Source organism: Sulfitobacter sp. TCYB15, assembly GCF_040435955.1.
Classification (GTDB): Bacteria; Pseudomonadota; Alphaproteobacteria; order Rhodobacterales; family Rhodobacteraceae; genus Sulfitobacter; species Sulfitobacter pontiacus.
Genome location: NZ_CP159194.1, coordinates 90,941 through 109,629, shown reverse-complemented (window position 1 = coordinate 109,629; position 18,689 = coordinate 90,941). Strand labels below are relative to the sequence as shown.

17 protein-coding genes are annotated in these 18,689 nt (G+C 58.1%); 14 read left to right on the top strand and 3 right to left on the bottom strand.

The window, feature by feature from the left end; all coding sequences use genetic code 11:
• Positions 1-20 precede the first annotated feature (20 nt).
• Positions 21-1,748 (bottom strand): GMC family oxidoreductase N-terminal domain-containing protein, encoded by a 1,728-nt coding sequence (locus tag ABM428_RS14960; RefSeq protein ID WP_353628536.1) that lies wholly within the window; start codon positions 1,746-1,748, stop codon positions 21-23.
• A 452-nt stretch (positions 1,749-2,200) separates the two neighbouring features.
• Here ABM428_RS14960 and ABM428_RS14955 point away from each other — a divergent pair, with 452 nt between their 5' ends.
• Positions 2,201-2,341, top strand: coding sequence for a hypothetical protein (locus ABM428_RS14955; RefSeq protein WP_260005917.1), 141 nt, complete (start codon positions 2,201-2,203; stop codon positions 2,339-2,341).
• 319 nt (positions 2,342-2,660) lie between these two features.
• Here the strand turns inward: ABM428_RS14955 and ABM428_RS14950 are convergent, their stop codons facing one another.
• A complete protein-coding gene (locus ABM428_RS14950) occupies positions 2,661-2,975 on the bottom strand; it encodes a putative quinol monooxygenase (protein ID WP_353628535.1) in 315 nt (104 codons plus the stop codon).
• Positions 2,976-3,311: 336 nt separating this feature from the next.
• Between ABM428_RS14950 and ABM428_RS14945 the strand changes: the two genes are divergently transcribed.
• The 6 genes from ABM428_RS14945 to ABM428_RS14920 all read left to right on the top strand — a co-directional run bounded on the left by ABM428_RS14945 (position 3,312) and on the right by ABM428_RS14920 (position 10,295).
• Complete coding sequence (locus tag ABM428_RS14945) at positions 3,312-4,838, top strand: acyl-CoA synthetase (RefSeq protein WP_353628534.1); 1,527 nt, start codon at positions 3,312-3,314, stop codon at positions 4,836-4,838.
• A gap of 100 nt (positions 4,839-4,938) precedes the next feature.
• Positions 4,939-6,102: an acyl-CoA dehydrogenase family protein gene (locus ABM428_RS14940; protein WP_353628558.1), complete on the top strand. Its 1,164-nt coding sequence runs from the start codon at positions 4,939-4,941 to the stop codon at positions 6,100-6,102.
• A gap of 52 nt (positions 6,103-6,154) precedes the next feature.
• Positions 6,155-7,132, top strand: coding sequence for a nitronate monooxygenase family protein (locus tag ABM428_RS14935; protein ID WP_288960596.1), 978 nt, complete (start codon positions 6,155-6,157; stop codon positions 7,130-7,132).
• A 31-nt stretch (positions 7,133-7,163) separates the two neighbouring features.
• Positions 7,164-7,901 carry an enoyl-CoA hydratase/isomerase family protein gene (locus tag ABM428_RS14930; RefSeq protein WP_353628533.1) on the top strand — a complete coding sequence of 246 codons (738 nt, stop codon included), beginning with the start codon at positions 7,164-7,166 and terminating at the stop codon, positions 7,899-7,901.
• A gap of 42 nt (positions 7,902-7,943) precedes the next feature.
• Entirely contained in the window at positions 7,944-9,149 is a 1,206-nt protein-coding gene (locus ABM428_RS14925) for an acyl-CoA dehydrogenase family protein (RefSeq protein WP_353628532.1), read from the top strand.
• A gap of 12 nt (positions 9,150-9,161) precedes the next feature.
• Entirely contained in the window at positions 9,162-10,295 is a 1,134-nt protein-coding gene (locus ABM428_RS14920; RefSeq protein ID WP_353628531.1) for an acyl-CoA dehydrogenase, read from the top strand.
• Between the two features lie 40 nt (positions 10,296-10,335).
• Here ABM428_RS14920 and ABM428_RS14915 read toward each other — a convergent pair whose 3' ends face one another.
• Complete coding sequence (locus tag ABM428_RS14915; RefSeq protein ID WP_005848303.1) at positions 10,336-10,980, bottom strand: TetR family transcriptional regulator; 645 nt, start codon at positions 10,978-10,980, stop codon at positions 10,336-10,338.
• A 398-nt stretch (positions 10,981-11,378) separates the two neighbouring features.
• Here ABM428_RS14915 and ABM428_RS14910 point away from each other — a divergent pair, with 398 nt between their 5' ends.
• The 7 genes from ABM428_RS14910 to ABM428_RS14880 are packed head-to-tail and all read left to right on the top strand — an operon-like array spanning position 11,379 to position 18,601.
• On the top strand, positions 11,379-12,947 hold the full coding sequence (locus ABM428_RS14910) for a long-chain-fatty-acid--CoA ligase (RefSeq protein ID WP_353628530.1): 1,569 nt from the start codon (positions 11,379-11,381) through the stop codon (positions 12,945-12,947).
• Positions 12,944-13,954, top strand: a complete 1,011-nt coding sequence (locus ABM428_RS14905; RefSeq protein WP_353628529.1) for a phosphotransferase family protein — start codon at positions 12,944-12,946, stop codon at positions 13,952-13,954. The genes ABM428_RS14910 and ABM428_RS14905 overlap by 4 nt, the downstream gene beginning before the upstream one ends.
• Positions 13,951-14,346, top strand: coding sequence for a DUF6285 domain-containing protein (locus tag ABM428_RS14900; protein WP_353628528.1), 396 nt, complete (start codon positions 13,951-13,953; stop codon positions 14,344-14,346). The genes ABM428_RS14905 and ABM428_RS14900 overlap by 4 nt, the downstream gene beginning before the upstream one ends.
• A 46-nt stretch (positions 14,347-14,392) precedes the next feature.
• The gene (locus ABM428_RS14895; protein WP_353628527.1) at positions 14,393-15,724 is read left to right on the top strand and encodes an acyl-CoA dehydrogenase family protein; all 1,332 of its coding nucleotides are present in this window, start codon (positions 14,393-14,395) and stop codon (positions 15,722-15,724) included.
• The gene (locus tag ABM428_RS14890; protein WP_353628526.1) at positions 15,724-16,575 is read left to right on the top strand and encodes a crotonase/enoyl-CoA hydratase family protein; all 852 of its coding nucleotides are present in this window, start codon (positions 15,724-15,726) and stop codon (positions 16,573-16,575) included. Before ABM428_RS14895 ends, ABM428_RS14890 begins: the two co-directional genes overlap by 1 nt.
• Positions 16,576-16,610: 35 nt before the next feature.
• Complete coding sequence (locus ABM428_RS14885; protein ID WP_353628525.1) at positions 16,611-17,402, top strand: enoyl-CoA hydratase-related protein; 792 nt, start codon at positions 16,611-16,613, stop codon at positions 17,400-17,402.
• Between the two features lie 38 nt (positions 17,403-17,440).
• Positions 17,441-18,601: an acetyl-CoA C-acetyltransferase gene (locus ABM428_RS14880; protein WP_353628524.1), complete on the top strand. Its 1,161-nt coding sequence runs from the start codon at positions 17,441-17,443 to the stop codon at positions 18,599-18,601.
• The last annotated feature ends 88 nt before the right edge of the window (positions 18,602-18,689 follow it).

Sequence of the window (18,689 nt, the reverse complement as noted above, 5' to 3'; positions counted from 1 at the left end):
GTCGCGAGGGGTAAGCCTAGTTAGGCGCGGATCAAGTCAGAGCACTTTTCGCCAATCATGATGGCGGCAGCATTGGTGTTGCCATTGACGATCGTCGGCATGATAGACGCATCCGCGACGCGCAGCGCGTCGATCCCATGAACCTTTAGATCGGCGCCGACCACAGCCATGTCATCGGACCCCATTTTACAGGTGCCCACAGGGTGATAGATCGTCTGGATATTGGCCCGCAGATAGGCTCGAATTTCGTCATCGGTTTGGACATCCACCCCCGGAAAGCGCTCTTCGCCACGGAAATCATCCAGCGCAGGGGAGCTCATGATCTTACGCGCGATCTTGACCCCCTCGACCAGAATTTCCAGATCTTGAGCTTCGGCAAGCGCATTCGGATTGATCAGCGGCGCATCCTCTGGGTTGGCTGACGCGAGCGTGATTTCACCAACTGACTTCGTCCCAACGAGGCTTGGCATGATGGTAAAGCCTTCGCTGTCCGTTGGATTGCCAGCACCGTCCGAGATGAACCAGATCGGGGCAAAATGAAACTGTAGATCAGGGGCAGGGGCGTCCGGCATAACCGTCAGATATCCGCCTGCTTCGCCAATATTCGACGTGAGCATTCCCATGCCCTTGGCGAGCAGTTCGGCCTGCTCAGGCTCAGTCGCATGGGCGAGGGTTACGGGTTGCGTGCAGACATGGGCAACCGGTGCCATCAGGTGTTCCTGAAGGTTCTGACCCACACCGGGGAGGTCATGAACCACCTCTATCCCCAGCTCTGTCAGGGCGCTGCGTGATCCAATGCCCGACAGCATCAAAATCTGGGGTGAGCCGATCGATCCTGCCGACAGGATGACTTCAGCCTGCGCCATGACCTCGTGCATCTCGTCACCGGATTTGAACCGCACCCCGACGCATCGGTTGTTTTCGACGAGGAGCTTGTGCACATGGGCTTCGGCCTGAATCGCGAGATTGTCGCGCGCAAGGGCAGGATGCAAGAAAGCGACGGCGGTCGAATTTCGCATCCCGTCTTTTTGCGTGACCTGATACAGGCCGAATCCTTCCTGCTCTGTGCCCGCATTGAAATCGGGCTGCGCTGGATAGCCCGCCTCTACAGCGGCATCGACCATCGCGAGCGTCACTGGGTTAGGGTCGCGCAGGTCCGCTACGTTCAGCGGGCCACCTGTGCCGTGATGATCATCGGCACCGCGTTCGTTATTTTCCGACCGCTTGAACAGCGGCAGGACATCTGCGTGGCTCCAGCCGGGGTTTTCTGCCCCCCAAGCATCATAACAGACCGGATTGCCCCGCTTGTAGATCATCGCATTGATCGAGCTTGACCCACCAAAAACTTTTCCTCGGGGCATATACAATTGAATATCGGCGGAATGCTTTTGGGGCGTGCTGCGGTAAGCCCAGTCTAGCGGAGTCTGAAATAGATTGGGAAAGGCAGCAGGAATGTGGATGAACTGGTTTTCATCCGCAGGCCCTGCTTCAAGCACGAGCACGTTCTTGTCCGGGTCCTCCGACAGGCGCGCCGCAAGGGCACAACCCGCAGAGCCTGCGCCGATAATGATGTAATCATATTTTTCGGCTGCTTGCGCTTTGGCATGGCTGGCCCCTAGTGCAAGAGGTGCCGCAGCGGCCACCCCGAGTGCTGCGCTCTTGCGCATAAAGTCACGCCGCGAAATACCGCCTGCGTCAAATTCCTGTGCAACGGCTGCGTATCTTGTCTGGTTCTTTTCGCTGTTCATGATCGACTCCTCCCAAGTCATTTTCATCAAGGACTGCCCCTCCACAGGCGACCCTTGATGCTATTCGACATCTGAACAGACGAACTGGTCATTTGTCCAGTATTTTGTGATTTACATCTCAGGGCAGGTAATTAGTTAACATTAACAAATAGTTGTGCTATCTAAGGCTGATGAAGTCATACCCCGTCAACTCTGCGAGTTCGCGGATCTCTCAGACTTTCACACAACGAAATCCACAATTTCCGGCTTCGCGCATTATGCCGGTACGGCGCAAATCCGGTGTGCATCTTCAGGGGTTAGTGCCCCTAGGCTTGGTGTAATTCCGACGGTAGCGCGGGCTGAGTGGAGCCACGCGTTGCTTAGGCGGAGCCCGCGCGGTTTGCTGGGCGACCGTGGACGTTCCCCGGTGGGGTTTGGGTGGCACACCTAACCTACCAACCAAGAAGAACCCCATGACCAAGGACGTGATATCAGAAATAGAAGCGTTGAAAGCGCTTCTTTCGGAGACTGCGGACCATCAAGTTCTGGCCGAGATGCTGGGTTTCGGTGCCGTCCGGCTATTGGCCCTCGATGTCGACCATCTGCGAAAATAACATCATGGACCCGGCAAAAATCGCCGGCCTTTAAACCGGCTCAACATCCAGCCGGAGAACAAATTAGACCACCTGCTGGGACACTATCCGCATATAGGCATCGGTTAGCACTTCGTTGCGCCAGGAAGCCCCAGCAGAACGGATTCATTGAAAGCATCAAACTTCAGCACTCGGCGCTAAGGTCGAGGGGACTTGGGGCCTAGGTCAGTTGATGCGTGAGGGCCAAGCCAATCAAGCTAGCGCATTTAACTAAATCCGCTCTGCATGATCGTCTGGGGTGCAGGGCGCGAAAATGGCGTGGTGTGGGCTGCGCCGGTGATTATGCGGGCGACAGAATGTGGATTTTGCTATCGGCGACCATGTTCTTGGATTGCTTGCTATACTCTTTCATATGTGGTGCTGCAGCATGTGCCCCTAGGGCCTGCATGCTCTCCCATTGTTCAACGACAACAAATGTATCTGGCCCAAATTCCGCCTGCATTGGTCCTGCGCCTTCTACGTCGACTGTGGCCTCGTAGGCGATGCATCCTGCTTCAGCTTTTACGGTAGGGACGTTCTTATTGAATAGATCCAGAAGTGCTTGGCGTTGTCCTGGCCGGGTTGTGATGACGGCAATAACGTGGATATTTGGCATAGGTAACCTTCTTTGGTTGGCGGGCGCTTTGGGTTTAGCTTCCGATTAATCGGGCACTTAGATGCGGCTTTGATGCTGTGAGTTTGAGTGCTGTTTCTTATGAATATTTGGTGTAAAACCCTAAACCTACAGCGGATGATAAAGCAATGCTTGAAATATATTAATTCAGCAATTAATTAGTGCAAAGTCGGGGCGTTGGAGGAGGATTCTTCGCCCGTCGATGTTCTATGATACCGTGCCTTGGGAGGGGATAATGGTTCACTGCAGCAGTCAAAGCGGCGCAAATCGTGAAGATGGCAAGATGCGCCGCGCACCGGAAAACGCTGTGGTCGCGTCATGAAGCATCCATCCTACACGGCCAAAACTAATCCTGATAAAATTGCCTATGAAATGGCAAGTAGCGGCGAAACCCTGAGTTTTGGGCAGCTGGACAAGCGATCCAACCAGGCCGCGCATGGCTTTCGGAAACTGCAGGTGGAAGCCGGCGAAAACATTGCACTACTATTTGAAAACTGTCTGGATTTTGTTGTGCTCACATGGGCGGCTCAGCGGTCGGGGGTGTTCTACACCGCCATAAGCTGCCATCTGACTGCGAACGAGATCAGTTATATCGTAGGCGATTGCGCAGCGAAAGTGCTGGTGCTGTCGTCCAAATATGCGGAGCTTTTTCCTGCAATCCAAAGCGCTTGTCCGGATGTTAGAATTTTTGTGAGCGGGAAATGCGACGATCCGGAAATGGACTGGAACGCCTTGGTGCGCCATATGCCCAGTGATCCAATCCAAGACGAGACGGTGGGCGCGGACCTGTTGTATTCGTCAGGTACGACGGGGAGGCCCAAGGGCGTGGTGCGCGAATTCACCCGCCAGCCAATCGAAACGGTCATACCGCCGCTGATGACGGTGCTGTGTGAAACGATGGCGAATATGAACGACCAAAGCGTCTATCTGTCGCCGGCTCCTCTTTATCATGCAGCCCCTTTGCGCACATCAATGATGGCGGTCATGCTTGGTGGCAAATCAATTATAATGGAGCGGTTCGACGCCAGCGAAATGCTACGACTGATCGATCGACACCGGGTGACGCATACTCAGGTTGTGCCAACGATGTTTGTGCGGATGCTCCGTCTGCCCCGTGCTGAACGCGAGGCATATGACCTTTCCTCGCTAAAGGTGATTTTCCACGCGGCAGCACCTTGCCCGCAAGAGATCAAGAGACAGATGCTGGATTGGGTTGGTCCGATCCTGATTGAATATTACGCAGGTTCCGAAGCAAATGGGGTAACCGTATCGACCTCGGATGACTGGCTGAAGTATCCGGGCACAGTGGGGCGTTCCCTGATTGGTGACATACTTGTGGTCGATGAGAACGGCAGGGCGTTGCCTGCCGGAGAGATAGGCGATGTCTATTTCGACAGCGGTATCGAATTTTCCTATCGCGCAGATCCCGATAAGACCGCCAAGGCTTACTTGCGTCCCGGGTGTTCGACGCTGGGGGACGTCGGCCATGTGAACGAGGAAGGGTTTCTTTTTCTCACAGACCGTGCGTCGTACACGATTATTTCCGGTGGCGTGAACATCTATCCGCAAGAAACCGAAGATCTGCTTGCGTGCCATCCTGACGTTGCAGATGTCGCGGTGTTTGGCGTTCCCAACGAGGAAATGGGCGAAGAGGTAAAGGCGGTCGTGCAGCTTGAAGATGGTGTCGCCCCGTCGGCGGCAAAGTCAGAGGAACTGATGGAATACTGCCGCTCTCATCTGTCCCGGATCAAAGCGCCGAAAAGCATCGACTTTCGCACCGACCTACCGCGAACACCGACAGGCAAGCTGACCAAACGAAAGCTCAAGGACGAATACTGGAACTGAGCGTTAAAGCTTGCTGGGGCAGCATATAACGCCCAGACTCACCGCTCTGATGACAAGAACTGGATCACCGAAAATGACTTTTACCCTCGATAACAGCCGGATGTCCGAACGGGCGTTGGAAATCGCCGACCGCGTAGAGGCTTTCGTCCGCGAAAAGATCGTTCCGTATGAAAAGGACGGCCGCCGCAACAGCCACGGCCCGACGGAAGCGCTTGGCGACGAGATGAAGGAGGCGGCCCGACAGGCGGGGGTGATGACGCCCCATATCCTCGAGGACGGCACGCATCTGACCCACCTTGAAACAGCATGTGTGTTGATCCGGTCGGGCCTGTCGCCGCTCGGCCCGGTCGCTTGCAACGTGGGCGCGCCCGACGAGGGCAACATGTATCTGCTGGGCAAGGTCGGATCGGCCGAGATGAAAGAGCGGTTTTTAGCACCGATGGTCGAAGGCAAGATGCGATCCGCCTTTTTCATGACGGAGCCCGCGGCCGAAGGGGGTGCCGGGTCTGATCCGATGATGATGCAGACGACCTGCAAGATGGACGGGAACCACTGGGTTATCAACGGGCGCAAGACGCTGATCACCGGCGCTGATGGGGCGGGGCTTGGCATTGTCATGGCAAAATCCGAGGACGGGGCCTGCATGTTCCTTGTCGATCTGCCTGATCCCGCGATCCGGATTGAACGGGTGCTGGACACCATCGACGATTCCATGATCGGCGGACATTCGGTCATCAACATCGACAATCTGCGGGTCCCTGCGAGCCAGATGCTGGGCGAAAGCGGTGAAGGTTTCCGCTATGCTCAGGTGCGTCTGTCGCCTGCGCGTCTGACCCATTGCATGCGCTGGCTCGGTGCGGCGGTCCGCGCCAATGAGATCGCGAGCGACTATGCCAACCGGCGTATGGCTTTTGGCAAACCGCTGGTGGATCACGAGGGTGTCGGCTTTATGCTGGCCGAGAACATGATCGACCTCAAGCAGGCCGAGCAGATGGTTTACTGGTGCGCGGACGTACTGGATACCGGCGAGTTGGGTACGGTCGAAAGTTCCATGACTAAGGTGGCTGTGTCCGAGGCGCTGATGCGGGTCGCGGACCGATGCGTTCAGGTGATGGGCGGGCAGGGCGTGACTGGCGATACGATCGTCGAACAGGTGTTCCGCGAAGTGCGCGCGTTCCGGATCTATGACGGCCCGACCGAAGTGCACAAATGGTCGCTGGCCAAAAAGGTCAAACGGGATTGGAAAAAGGCGCAGGGCGAATGAGCCCTGTCCGTTTCAGTTTGAATTCAACCATTATGAAAGCGGGGATATTCTGATGGCTCTTCATACGCGGGTCACCGAAATGCTGGGGATCGAAACCCCGATTGTACAGGGTGGCATGATGTGGGTCGGCACCGCCGAGATGGCTGCCGCGGTTTCGAATGCCGGGGGGCTTGGTATCTTGACCGCCCTGACCCAGCCAACGCCTGACGCCCTGGCGGCAGAGATCGAGCGTTGCAAAACTATGACGGACAAACCGTTTGGCGTGAACCTGACCGTGCTGCCATCGGTGAACCCGCCGCCTTACAGCGACTATCGCCGTGTGATCATCGAAGCGGGGGTCAAGATCGTAGAAACCGCAGGCGGCAGGCCACAGGAGCATGTGGAGGATTTCAAAGCCCATGGCATTACGATCCTGCATAAATGCACCTCGGTCCGTCACGCGCTTTCGGCGGTCAAGATGGGTGTGGATATCATCTCTATCGACGGGTTCGAATGTGCGGGCCATCCGGGCGAAGATGACGTGCCCGGTCTGGTTTTGATCCCTGCCGCCGCTGACCAGATTGATGTGCCTTTGCTTGCGTCAGGCGGGTTCGGCGATGGCCGCGGGCTTGCCGCTGCTTTGGCCTTGGGGGCCGACGGGATCAATATGGGAACGCGGTTCTGTGCAACGGTAGAAGCGCCGATCCATGAGAAGGTTAAACAGTTTTTGGTGGCGAACGGGGAACGGGACACCAACCTGATTTTCCGGGGGTTCAAGAACACGGGCCGCGTTGCCAAAAACTCGGTCTCTGACATGGTGGTCGAGATCGGCTCGAAACCGGGTGCCGAATTTGGCGATGTCCAACCCTATGTCTCCGGTGTCAAAGGCCGCGAAGCTTTGATGTCTGGCGATCTCGACAGAGGATTGATCTGGGCGGGGCAGGTGCAAGGGCTGATCAACGATGTCCCCACCTGCGAGGCATTGATCGCGCGGATCGTGGCGGACGCAGAATCCATCATCTCTACACGGCTTGCACGACTGGTTGCGTAAGGGTCGACGGTTTGAGAAAGGGAAGAGTGCATTGGCTGAATTGGTACTACGCGAGGACAAGGACGGTTGGACGGTTCTGACGCTGAACAGGCCGGAGAAGTTGAACTCTCTGACCGTCTCGCTGTTCAAGGAGCTGCGCCAGCATATTATTGATCTGCGCGATGACGACGCGGTCCGTTGCGTTGTCTTGCGCGGTACAGGCAAGTGTTTTTCGGCGGGCCATGACCTTGGCGATATTGCCGAAGGGGAGGATGTGCCGTCAGCCGGGTGGCATTCCGAAACCTTGCGGCTGATGGAAAAGCTGCCAAAGCCGGTGATCGCCGCGGTGCATGGGCATTGCTACACCGGCGCGCTCGAAGTGGCGCTGGCCGCTGATTTCATCGTCGCGGCGGATACAGCCCGTTTCGGTGACACCCACGCCAAATGGGCCCTGACCCCCGTCTGGGGGATGAGCCAGCGGCTCCCTCGGCGCGTGGGCATCGCCACGGCCAAGCGGTTGATGTTTACGGCGGACATGATCGACGCCGATGAAGCGGTGCGGATCGGGCTGGCCGAGTATGCGGTTCCGCTTGATCAGTTCGACGCCGAGATCGAAGGTTTGGTTGCCCGCATCATCGCCAATTCCCCGTTTTCCCATGCCGCGAACAAGCAATTGCTTGAAGCGACAGACATGCGCCCGATGGATGCGGGATTGCAGTGGGAAGTGATGGAGACTGCCGGCATCGGCCCGGACATGGCGGAGCGGATCGCCGCCTTCACCAAAAAGTAAATCCGGCGCGTTTCGGACGAATTTCTTCAGGAGGATTGCAGGATGACGACCCAGACCAAAGAGGAACTGGACGCGTTCCGGGAAGAGGTGGCAGCCTACTTGGACACGGCCCCCACCGACGCGATCCGCGAAGCCGGGCGTAAAACCACCAGCGCCTTTGCACCGTTTGAACAAGGGGCAGCTTGGCAGGCCATTCTGAACGAAAAAGGCTGGGCCGCGCCCGATTGGCCCGAGAAATATGGTGGTACGGGCTGGTCCGCCGAGCAGCGCACCATTTTCGAGGAAGAATACCGCAAGCGGGATCTGCCGCCCTTGCTGCCGAACTCGCTCAAGATGGTGGGGCCGTTGTTGATCGACCTTGGCACCGAAGAGCAAAAGGCCAATTACCTGCCCCGGATCCTGTCGGGGGAGGATTATTGGACGCAAGGGTATTCGGAACCGAACTCCGGTTCCGATTTGGCATCACTGAAATGTAGCGCGGTTGCGGATGGGGATGATTACATCATCAACGGCAGCAAGATCTGGACAACCTTCGCCCATAAATCGAACCGGATGTTCATGTTGGTGCGCACCAGCAGCGAGGGTAAAAAGCAGCAAGGTATCACCTTTCTGCTGCTGGACAGGACCGACTTTCCCGGCATGGACATTCGCCCGATCAAGGGGCTGGATGGCCACGCTGAATTTTGCGAGGTGTTTTTCGACAATGTCCGCGTGCCGCAATCCGGTCGGGTCGGGGCAGAAAACGAAGGCTGGAGCGTTGCCAAACATCTGCTGCAACACGAACGTAACGGATCGGCCAACAGCCCCGTTCTGGTCCGCTATCTGAAACGGATCACCGAGGCGGCGCAGAATGAAACATCCCCCTTTGGCGGCAAGCTGTCTGACGACCCGGTGTTCCAGCGCGACCTCGGCGCATTGTACGCGGATGTCGCGACGCTCGCCCAGTTCGAGTGGCTGATTATGAGCGGTCACGAGATGGTCAACGACCCGGCGCTGCCTTCGATTGCCAAGACCATGAACTCGGAACTGATCCAACGTGTGTCGGTGATGATGACGCGGGTGGCCGGGCTCGAGGGGCTGTCCATGCAGCTTGACGCCTTGACCGTGGGGGCGGGGGTGGATCCGATGGGAAGCGAGCTGGATCTGATCGCTATGCCGTTTTACCTCAACAGCCGTGCGACGACGATTTACGCGGGCACCAATGAGGTTCAGCGCGACTTGATCGCGCGCAGCTTGCAGATCGCTTGAAAGGGTACTCAGATGGATTTCTCTCAGACCGAAGAACAGAAGATGCTGCAAGAGAGCGTGAAGCGCCTTTTGGAGCGGAGCTATGGTTTCGAGACCCGTCAGAAAATGCTGCAATCCGGCCACCCGTGGTCGCCCGAGATTTGGCAGGCACTGGCCGAGATGGGTATTCTTGGCCTGCCTTTCGCCGAAGATGTCGGCGGGTTTGGTGGGTCGATGGCGGATGTCGTTGCTGTGGCTGAACCCTTTGGGGCGCATCTGCTGATCGAGCCTTATGTTTCTTCGATCCTGCTTGCGGGGTCTTGTCTGGGGCAGTCCGATAGCCCTGCTGCGCAAGCGCAACTTTCCAAAATCATAACGGGTGAACAAACGGCAGCCTTCGCCCATGAAGAGGGGAAGGGGATCGCGGATCCGGCACTTGTTTCCTTGGCCGCAACCGAGGCAGCGGACGGATTCACGCTGAGCGGTGAAAAGCGGATGGTCCTTGGGGGCGCGCAGGCCGACACGCTTGTCGTATCGGCACGAACGCGCGGCACGGCACCTGACAAGGATGGCCTATCCCTGTTTATGGTCGATCCAAAACAGCAAGGGGTCAGCATTACATCTTTCGTTACCATTGACGGCCGCCACGCCGCGCATATCACCTTCGATGCGGTTCAAATCCCGTCCAAGCGCAGGATCGCCGAAGATGCCCATAGCGTGCTGCAAACAGTGATCTCTAGGGCAATCGTCGCGCTCTGCGCTGAAGCCGTGGGCGCTATGGGGGCCTTGCTGCGATTGACAAGCGAATATGCATCGACGCGCAAACAGTTCGGCACGCCTATCGCCACGTTTCAGACCATTTCGCACCGCTTGGCAGATATGAAGATCGCCTATGTAAAGGCCCGCTCCTGCCTGCTGTACACGACGGCGCTGATGGATGCCGGACAGGTAGGCGCGCAGGATATTTCGATCCTGAAAGGGCAGATTGGTGCCTTGGGCCGGGACATCGGCGAAGCGGCTATTCAGACCCATGGCGGCGTCGGTATGACGGACGAGGTCAGCATCGGTCACTTTCATAAGCGTATCCTGACAATCAATGCGCTGTTCGGAGATAGTGAGTATCACTTCCGTGCGGTCGGCAAATCTCTCGCCACTGCCAAAGCGTAGAAATGTGGTGCGGAGGTGTGGCTATCTCACCTCCGCGATATCAGCTACGCGCCATTAGGCCGCCCAAGATGACCGCGATCATCTGCTCCGTATAGGAGCGGCGTATGTCGTCATCAATTCTATCGACGCCGTGCATATAGTTCAGCACTTCTCGGGATGAAAATATCTGGTCACATGCCCCGATGACGATGAAGTAGAAGAACTTGTAGTCGACAGATTGGAACTCTCCTGCCGCGACACCTTCGGAAATCATCCGCTTGTAGGCGTCATGGATCGGTTCGATATACGACTTTATCATGGTCCGTCTGACTTCTTCGGTTTCGTCGCGCATCGTCGCGGTCAGCAGGCGCTGCAAGTAAGGGTATTTGAAGTACATGTTGACGAGACCGGAGAGATGGTACCGCATCTTCGCGGTCGGGCGCATGTCCATCTCGACCAAGGCTTCAAGCTGGGTGACCGCTTCCGCCAGATCTCGGTGAAGAAGGGCGCGCATCAAGCCGCTTTTGTTGCCGAAGTAATACTTCACCAAAGCAGAGTTCACCCCAGCCTTCGCCGCAATATCGATGATGGGCACCAGCAAGGTGTCCCGTTCACACATGAGCTCGCTTGCGGCGGTGAGCAAATCATCTCTTGTTGACGCACGTTCTTCGAGGGGTGCGGTGACTGCGGCTACCTTTGAATTCATTGCTCAACTAACTCCTGTAGGTAGAACCTTATTACTCAGTGCCGATCAGAATGTCACGGATGATTCGGTCGCACTTCAAGCCAAGAAGCCATTGAAGCTTGCCAGTCGCGCCTCCTTTGCGACGAGATCGGCTAGGGGATCGCATTAGAGTTTGTGATATTACTGTTCTTTATATCGGTGGCGCATGGTTTCAAAAACCTCATTAACTACACAATTACCACTTTACAGGCGTAACTTAACTGCGTAGCTAATATGCCTATGTGATGTGCTTGGTCTGGGAGGTCGCCCATCACGATTGGTAATTAAGCGCGACGTTTTCGCATACCAAGAAGGCTGTGTCGCAGCGCGGTACCCTCCGCCGGGCGATGAGGATGTCGGTAACGTCGGGAGGAGACGAGATGATTGATCCAGAGGCAATGAGCTCGATTAGCGCGGTCGCACGAAGCGCTGCACAGCGCGCACCTGACAAGATCTGCAATCGGTTTGAAGGACGCGATACGACCTTCAAGGATTTTGATCGTCACGTTGATCAGGTTGCACACGGCTTGGACGCGGGCGACGCCAAAGTCGTCGCTTACCTTGGGAAAAACTGCGACCACGTCTTCGAGATTTTCATCGGCGCGACGCGCGTCGGTGGGATGTTCGCGCCCTTGAACTGGCGGCTTGCACCTGCCGAGATCATCGAGATTTTACGCCAATACCCGCCACAGATGCTTTTCTTCGGGCCTGAGTTCTCGGAAGCGATCAAGGAAATCAACGCAGCACTTCCGGACATTCAGATCCTCGCTATGGAGGAGGGCGATGGACCTTGGGAAACATACGAGGCATGGCGTGATGCTCAGTCGAGCGAACCTGTTGTTGACCGCGCTTCAACGCATGATCCGGCTATGGTTTTGTTTACATCCGGCACCACAGGAGTGCCGAAAGCCGTGCTACTGAGCCACAGTAACTTGCTACAGCCGAAACTGGACTCCCTGGCCGTCAAACATATCTATGACCACTGGGACGACGAGGATATCGGGTTTGTTGCGATGCCCTTGGCGCATATCGGCGGCATTGGTTTTTGGACAATCGCCTTTGTGAACTGCTGTACCAGCGTCATCCTCCGAGAGTTTGACCCTGTTGCAGCCCTTGATGCAATCCACACAGAGCGCGTTTCAAAGCTGTTCGTAGTGCCTGCTGCCTTGCAGATCGTCATCCAGCACCCAGAAGCAAAGCGCGTCGATTTTTCTTGCGTCAAAACCGTGATGTACGGTGCTGCGCCCATGCCCCTGCCGCTACTGAAAGAGGCCATCGAAGTCGTTGGTTGCCAGTTTATCCAATGTTACGGCATGACGGAGACGACGGGCACGATTGCGATACTTCCACCAGAGGACCACGTGCCCGAGGGATCCGAGCGGATGCGTAGCGCCGGGCGACCCGCGATGGGGTGTGAAATCGCTATTTTCGACCCAAACGGGAAACCCGTCAAAGCTGGCGAGATCGGCGAAGTGGCCGTCCGGGCACCGGCAAATATGCTGGGATACTGGAAGAACCCAGAGGCGACGACCAAGACGCTGCGCGACGACGGTTGGCTGCTGTCGGGCGATGCGGGCTATCTTGACGAGGACGGCTACCTGTTTATCCACGACCGCATCAAGGACATGATCATTTCCGGCGGCGAAAATGTATACCCGGCCGAGGTGGAGAGCGCCCTATATGCGCATCCCTCCATCAGTGAGGCAGCTGTGATTGGCGTGCCTGACCCCAAGTGGGGCGAGGCCGTTCGGGCCGTTGTGACACTCAAGCCCAATGCAACCCTTGACGAGAAAGAAGTGCTGGCTTGGATGCGCGGTAAGCTCGCTGCATTCAAATGTCCCAAGGCGATTGACGTCATTGATGTGATGCCGCGCAATGCGTCCGGCAAGCTGCTTAAGCGCGACCTGCGCGCGCCCTATTGGGAGGGCCGCGAGCGGCAGGTGAATTGAACGCAGCACAAGACATCTTGCATCCTCAGACGGTCCTCGAGAACGGATTGGCGCGGCTGGTGCCCACCCTCGATCCTGCGGCGCAGGGTATCAAGGGGCTGCGGCGGCTATCGGGCGGGGCCAGCCAGGAAACCTGGTCTTTTCAAATGGATGGTGGACAGGGGCACCACTTGATCTTGCGCCGCGAACCTGCCGCGGCGCGGTCGGGCGGCACCGGCATCGGCATGGCGGCCGAAGCCCGAGTGATCAAACGCGTGGTTGCAGCAGGCGTACCCGCACCACAGATCGAACATGAGCTGACGCCAGCTGACGGCATCGGTGCAGGCTTTGTCATGGTGCGCATCGACGGGGAGGCGCTGCCCCATCGCATCCTGCGCGACGACAGCTATGCCCCGGCGCGGGCGAAGTTCGCCCGTCAGGCCGGTGAAATTCTGGCGAGAATTCACCAGAGCGACCCGACTGGCCTGCCCATTCCCGTGCTGTCTCCGCGCGAGGTGTTGGATGATCTGGCCGATCGACACCGCGCATTCGGCGCCGCGCGCGCGGTCTTTTCGCTGGCGCTGCGCTGGCTGGCCGAAAATGCGCCAGAGCCGCGCGCGCCAAAGTTGGTGCATGGGGATTTCCGCATGGGCAATCTGATGTTTGGCCCTGAAGGGATGCGCGGCGTTCTGGATTGGGAACTGGCGCATATCGGTGATCCGATGGCCGACATGGGTTGGCTCTGCATGGAAAGCTGGCGCTTTGGTAATGCCGATCCCGTTGGCGGTTTGGGCCGTCGCGAGGATTTATTTGCAGGGTATGAAGCGGCAGGGGGTGATCCTGTCGATCCGGCTACGGTGCGGTGGTGGGAAATTCTGTCGGCGTTGCGGTGGGGTGTCATCATCGAAGAGATGGCCGCGTGGGTGCGCGAAGGTACTGACACCAGCGTGGAACGTCATGTGATCGCGCGGCGCGCCTCGGAAACAGAAGCGATATTGTTGCTTCATCTGCTGGAAGGGGCCGCATGATGCAGGACCAGCCAAGCCCCAACGCGATTTTGGCGGCCGTTGCTGCATGGCTGCGTGACACCGCTGCGGATGCACTGCCTGCGCATGCCCGGTTCGAGGCCAAGGTCGCGGCAGGCGCGGTTGAACTGGTCCGGCGCCAGATCGGGGCGGAGCCGTCCGAAGGCGACGAGGCCCGGATGCTGTCGGCGCTGGTGGGTGACACGGGCGGGCTGGACGCGTTGACCGCGCGTCTTTGCGCACAGATTGAAAACGGCGAAGCGGATCTATCAACGCCGGGGCTGTCGGACCTGTTGATCGCAACCACGCTGAACAAGATCGACATCGATCAACCGGAGTTTTCCGCGGCAGCCCGCTTGCGGGCATTGGCGCAGCGCAGGCGAGGGTTGCCGTAGCAGAGCCACCCGAGCCGCCGCCAATCGACACAAGGAACACCCGCAGATGAACTTTGATCTACCTTCTGAAATTACCGATCTTGTGACCCGCCTTGATACGTTTATCGAAGCAGAAATCGTACCGTTGCAGGCCGAGGACGATAACGAACGGTTTTTCGACCATCGCCGGGAATACGCTCGCACCGATTTTGAAAACGGCGGGCTGCCCCGGCCCGAGTGGGAAGCCTTGATGGCCGAGGCCGTCCGGCGCGCCGACAAGGCCGGGCTGTACCGCTTTTCCCTGCCTGCGGAATTCGGCGGGCAGGACGGCGGCAATCTGGCCATGGCCGTCGTACGCGAGCATATGGCCGCCAAGGGGCTGGGGCTGTTCAACGACCTGCAGTCAGAGCATTCGGTAATTGGCAATTTCCCGGTCATCGTCATGCTGCGCGATTTCGGGACAGAGGCGCAAAAGCAGACATTCATCTCGGGCGCGCTGAGTGGCGACATCCGCATGGCCTTCGGGTTGACCGAGGAAGCGCATGGGTCGGATGCCACGCATATGGGAACCCGTGCCATTCGCGAAACCCGCGATGGCAAATCCGGCTGGCGCATTGACGGTGAAAAAATGTGGACCACGGGGATGCACACCGCGACCCATTGCGTCACCTTCGCGCGCACCTCTGGCGAAGATGGCGCGGCGGATGGGATCACCGCTTTCTTGGTTCCTGCCCAGACACCGGGGCTGAAGATCGAGGAATATCTCTGGACCTTCAACATGCCCACCGATCATCCGCGGATCAGTTTCAACGACGTCTGGGTGCCGGATGATTTGATGTTCGGGCCAGAGGGCGGCGGCTTGGCGCTGGCGCAGGCATTTGTGCATGAAAACCGCATTCGGCAGGCGGCGAGTTCGCTGGGGGCTGCGGTATATTGTATCGAGGAATCCGTGCGCTATGCCCGCGCCCGCAAACCATTCGGCAAAGAACTGGCGACAAATCAAGCGATCCAATTCCCCTTGGTCGAATTGGCCACGCAGGCAGAAATGCTGCGGCAGCTTATCCGCAAGACAGCCTGGGAGATGGACCGCATGCCACACCCCGAGGTCGCCAAGAAACTGTCTGACAAGGTGAGCATGTGCAATTATCAGGCCAACCGTCTGTGTTGCGAGGCCGCAGACCGCGCCATGCAAATTCATGGCGGCATCGGATATTCTCGGCACAAACCGTTCGAACATATCTATCGCCATCATCGCCGCTACCGCATCACCGAAGGCGCAGAAGAGATCCAGATGCGAAAAGTCGGTGCATGGCTGTTCGGCTACCTTGGCCCCCGACGCGGCAACATTCCCGATCCGACGCCGCGCAGCGTTGCGGCACCGCTAAAGGGAGAGAACTGATGGCTGTTGTACGAACTGATCTGACGGGCGGGGTCATGACGCTCACCCTTGATCGGCCGGAAAAGTTGAACGCCTTCACGATTGAGATGATGCAAGAGCTTATCGACGCCTTCGATGTGGCCGATGCAGATGACGCTGTGCGCGCTGTTGTGGTGACCGGGGCGGGCAGGGCGTTTTGTGCCGGTGCGGATATTTCCGGCGGGACCAAGGGCTTTGTGGATGTGGAAAAGCGCAAGATAGGCGACGGCATCGTGCGCGATGGCGGCGGTCTGTTGACCTTGCGCATCTTTGACAGCCTCAAACCCGTGATCGCCGCCGTCAACGGCGCGGCTGTTGGCGTTGGTGCCACGATGCAGTTGCCGATGGATATGCGGCTTGCCTCCGAGGATGCCAAATTCGGGTTCGTCTTTGGCCGCCGTGGCATTGTGCCAGAGGCCTGTTCATCGTGGTTCCTCCCGCGTGTGGTCGGTATCTCCAAGGCGATGGAATGGAGCACGACGGGTCGCATCTTTGATGCGCAGGAAGCACTTTCCGCCGGATTGGTACGCTCGGTCCACAAACCCGCCGATCTGCTTGGGGCCGCGCAGGAACTAGCCGAGGAAATAGGCGCAAACAACGCCCCGGTTTCTGTCGCGCTGACACGTCAGATGATGTGGCGGATGTTGGGTGCCGATCACCCAATGCAGGCGCACCGCGTCGACAGCCTTGCGATTGAACTGCGAAGCGCCTCCGCCGATGCCGCAGAGGGTGTGCGCAGTTTCACGGAAAAGCGTCCGGCGGTTTTTCCCGACAAGGTCAGTACAGATTTGCCCGACATCTTTCCCGATTGGTCGGCACCGAAATGGCAATAGCCAACCCGATCCCCGAAATTAAAGGAGCCCCGCCGATGACAAATTCTACCCTTGATGACCGGCTCGCAGTCACCCGCGAGGGGCGTGTCAGCACGGTGCGCCTGAATGATCCCAAGACGTTGAATTCCATTGATACGCCGATGGCACTGTCCCTGCGCGAAGTGTTGCGTGCCGAGGCCAAGGTTTCCGGTTGCATCATTCTGGCGGGCGGAGAGCGCGGATTTTGCTCTGGGGCCAACCTGTCCGGCGATCTTGCCCCCGGTGACGGGGAACTGGATGCAGGTCAAACACTAGAGGACGCCTTCAACCCCTTGGTTGAAACGATCCGGACCTTGCCAGTGCCTTTCATCACAGCGGTGCGCGGTGCAGCGGCGGGGGTAGGTGCGTCTCTGGCGATGTCCGGTGACATCATTACCTGCGGTCGATCGGCCTATTTTCTTGAGGCCTTTGCGCGGATCGGGCTGGTTCCCGATGGCGGCGCAGCGTGGTTTTTGACGCGCTCGGTTGGACGGGTGCGGGCAATGGAATTGATGATGCTTGCAGAAAAACTACCGGCGGAAAAGGCGTTTGAGTGGGGCCTAATCACCAGGTTGTTCGAGGATGACGTTGTCGAGGCGGAAGCGATGAAGATTGCGCAAAAACTGGCGGACGGGCCAACCCGTGCACTAGCGCTGACCCGGCAATCTGCATGGGCAGCGGCGGATTCCAGTTTCACCGAAACCCTGCAATTGGAACGTGTTCTACAACGCGACGCGGGCAATCACCCCGATTTTGCCGAAGGTGTCGCGGCATTCATGGAAAAGCGTGCCGCGCGTTTCGGCGGCTAAGCAGGCGTTCTGTGCCCTACGTAAAGGAAGGTAATAAAATGACCGAAGCTTATATCTGTTCTGCATTGCGCACCCCTGGTGGCCGTCGTGGCGGCAAGGTGTCCGGGTGGCACCCCGTCGATCTGGCCGCGCGCGTTTTGGACGCCACGGTACAGAATACCGGCATCGATCCCGCTGCCATTGAGGATGTTATCATGGGCTGCGTCGGCCAAAGTGGCGAACAAGGTTTGCATATCGGTCGCAACGCGGTGCTGGCCTCGTCCTTGCCCGAAAGCGTACCGGCGGTGTCGATTGATCGTCAATGTGGCTCTTCCCAGCAGTCGATCCAGTTTGCGGCGCAGGCCGTCATGTCCGGCACTCAGGACCTGGTGATTGCTGCGGGCGTTGAATCCATGTCGCGGGTACCGATGGGGACCACAGGCGTCTTCACGCGAAACTTCGAGCCCGGCTCGGCCAAGTCGCCGGGTCTTGACGCCAAATATCCCGGCGTGGCCTTTAGCCAGTTTTCCGGTGCCGAAGCGATTGCGCGCAAGCATAACTTCAGCCGCGAGGATCTTGATGCCTTTGCTTTGCTGAGCCATCAGCGCGCGGCGAAGGCGACCGAAGCAGGTGCATTCGACCAAGAGATCGTGCCCCTTGAGCTCGAGAATGGCGAAATGCACCGGGCAGACGAAGGCATCCGTGCCGACGCCTCGATGGAGGCGCTGGCCGGCGTGAAGACGCTGAAAGAGGGCGGCGTGATCACCGCCGGCAACGCCAGCCAGATTTGCGACGGTGCCTCGGCGGTTTTGATTGCCAGTGCCGCGGCGGTCAAGGCCCACGGGCTGACCCCCCTCGCACGGATCAGGTCCATGACGGTAACGGGTGGCGATCCGATAATCATGCTGGAAGAGCCGCTTTTCGCCACCGATCGCGCCTTGGCCCGCGCAGGGATGACGATCGACGAGATTGATCTTTACGAGGTCAACGAAGCCTTCGCCTCGATCCCTCTTGCTTGGCTCAAGCACACAGGTGCCGACCCTGATCGTTTGAATGTCAATGGCGGGGCCATTTCGCTAGGTCACCCATTGGGCGCTTCGGGTGCCAAGCTGATGGCGACATTGGTGCATGGATTGCGCGCCCGCGGAAAACGCTACGGGTTGCAGACCATGTGCGAGGGCGGCGGGCTGGCGAACGTCACCATCGTCGAAGCGCTTTAAGCTAAATTCTGGCTGCGGTTCGTGGAGTATCTCAGCCGAATGACCGCTCCGCTGCGTCGCTTCGGAGCACAGACAGTCACCAACAAGT

What these genes read in the sequence shown, in the direction of transcription:
- ABM428_RS14960 (WP_353628536.1), bottom strand. Translation starts at nt 1,748, where the DNA reads ATGAACAGCGAAAAGAACCAGACAAGATACGCAGCCGTTGCACAGGAA.
- ABM428_RS14955 (WP_260005917.1), top strand. Translation starts at nt 2,201, where the DNA reads ATGACCAAGGACGTGATATCAGAAATAGAAGCGTTGAAAGCGCTTCTT.
- ABM428_RS14950 (WP_353628535.1), bottom strand. Translation starts at nt 2,975, where the DNA reads ATGCCAAATATCCACGTTATTGCCGTCATCACAACCCGGCCAGGACAA.
- ABM428_RS14945 (WP_353628534.1), top strand. Translation starts at nt 3,312, where the DNA reads ATGAAGCATCCATCCTACACGGCCAAAACTAATCCTGATAAAATTGCC.
- ABM428_RS14940 (WP_353628558.1), top strand. Translation starts at nt 4,939, where the DNA reads ATGTCCGAACGGGCGTTGGAAATCGCCGACCGCGTAGAGGCTTTCGTC.
- ABM428_RS14935 (WP_288960596.1), top strand. Translation starts at nt 6,155, where the DNA reads ATGGCTCTTCATACGCGGGTCACCGAAATGCTGGGGATCGAAACCCCG.
- ABM428_RS14925 (WP_353628532.1), top strand. Translation starts at nt 7,944, where the DNA reads ATGACGACCCAGACCAAAGAGGAACTGGACGCGTTCCGGGAAGAGGTG.
- ABM428_RS14920 (WP_353628531.1), top strand. Translation starts at nt 9,162, where the DNA reads ATGGATTTCTCTCAGACCGAAGAACAGAAGATGCTGCAAGAGAGCGTG.
- ABM428_RS14915 (WP_005848303.1), bottom strand. Translation starts at nt 10,980, where the DNA reads ATGAATTCAAAGGTAGCCGCAGTCACCGCACCCCTCGAAGAACGTGCG.
- ABM428_RS14910 (WP_353628530.1), top strand. Translation starts at nt 11,379, where the DNA reads ATGATTGATCCAGAGGCAATGAGCTCGATTAGCGCGGTCGCACGAAGC.
- ABM428_RS14900 (WP_353628528.1), top strand. Translation starts at nt 13,951, where the DNA reads ATGATGCAGGACCAGCCAAGCCCCAACGCGATTTTGGCGGCCGTTGCT.
- ABM428_RS14895 (WP_353628527.1), top strand. Translation starts at nt 14,393, where the DNA reads ATGAACTTTGATCTACCTTCTGAAATTACCGATCTTGTGACCCGCCTT.
- ABM428_RS14890 (WP_353628526.1), top strand. Translation starts at nt 15,724, where the DNA reads ATGGCTGTTGTACGAACTGATCTGACGGGCGGGGTCATGACGCTCACC.
- ABM428_RS14885 (WP_353628525.1), top strand. Translation starts at nt 16,611, where the DNA reads ATGACAAATTCTACCCTTGATGACCGGCTCGCAGTCACCCGCGAGGGG.
- ABM428_RS14880 (WP_353628524.1), top strand. Translation starts at nt 17,441, where the DNA reads ATGACCGAAGCTTATATCTGTTCTGCATTGCGCACCCCTGGTGGCCGT.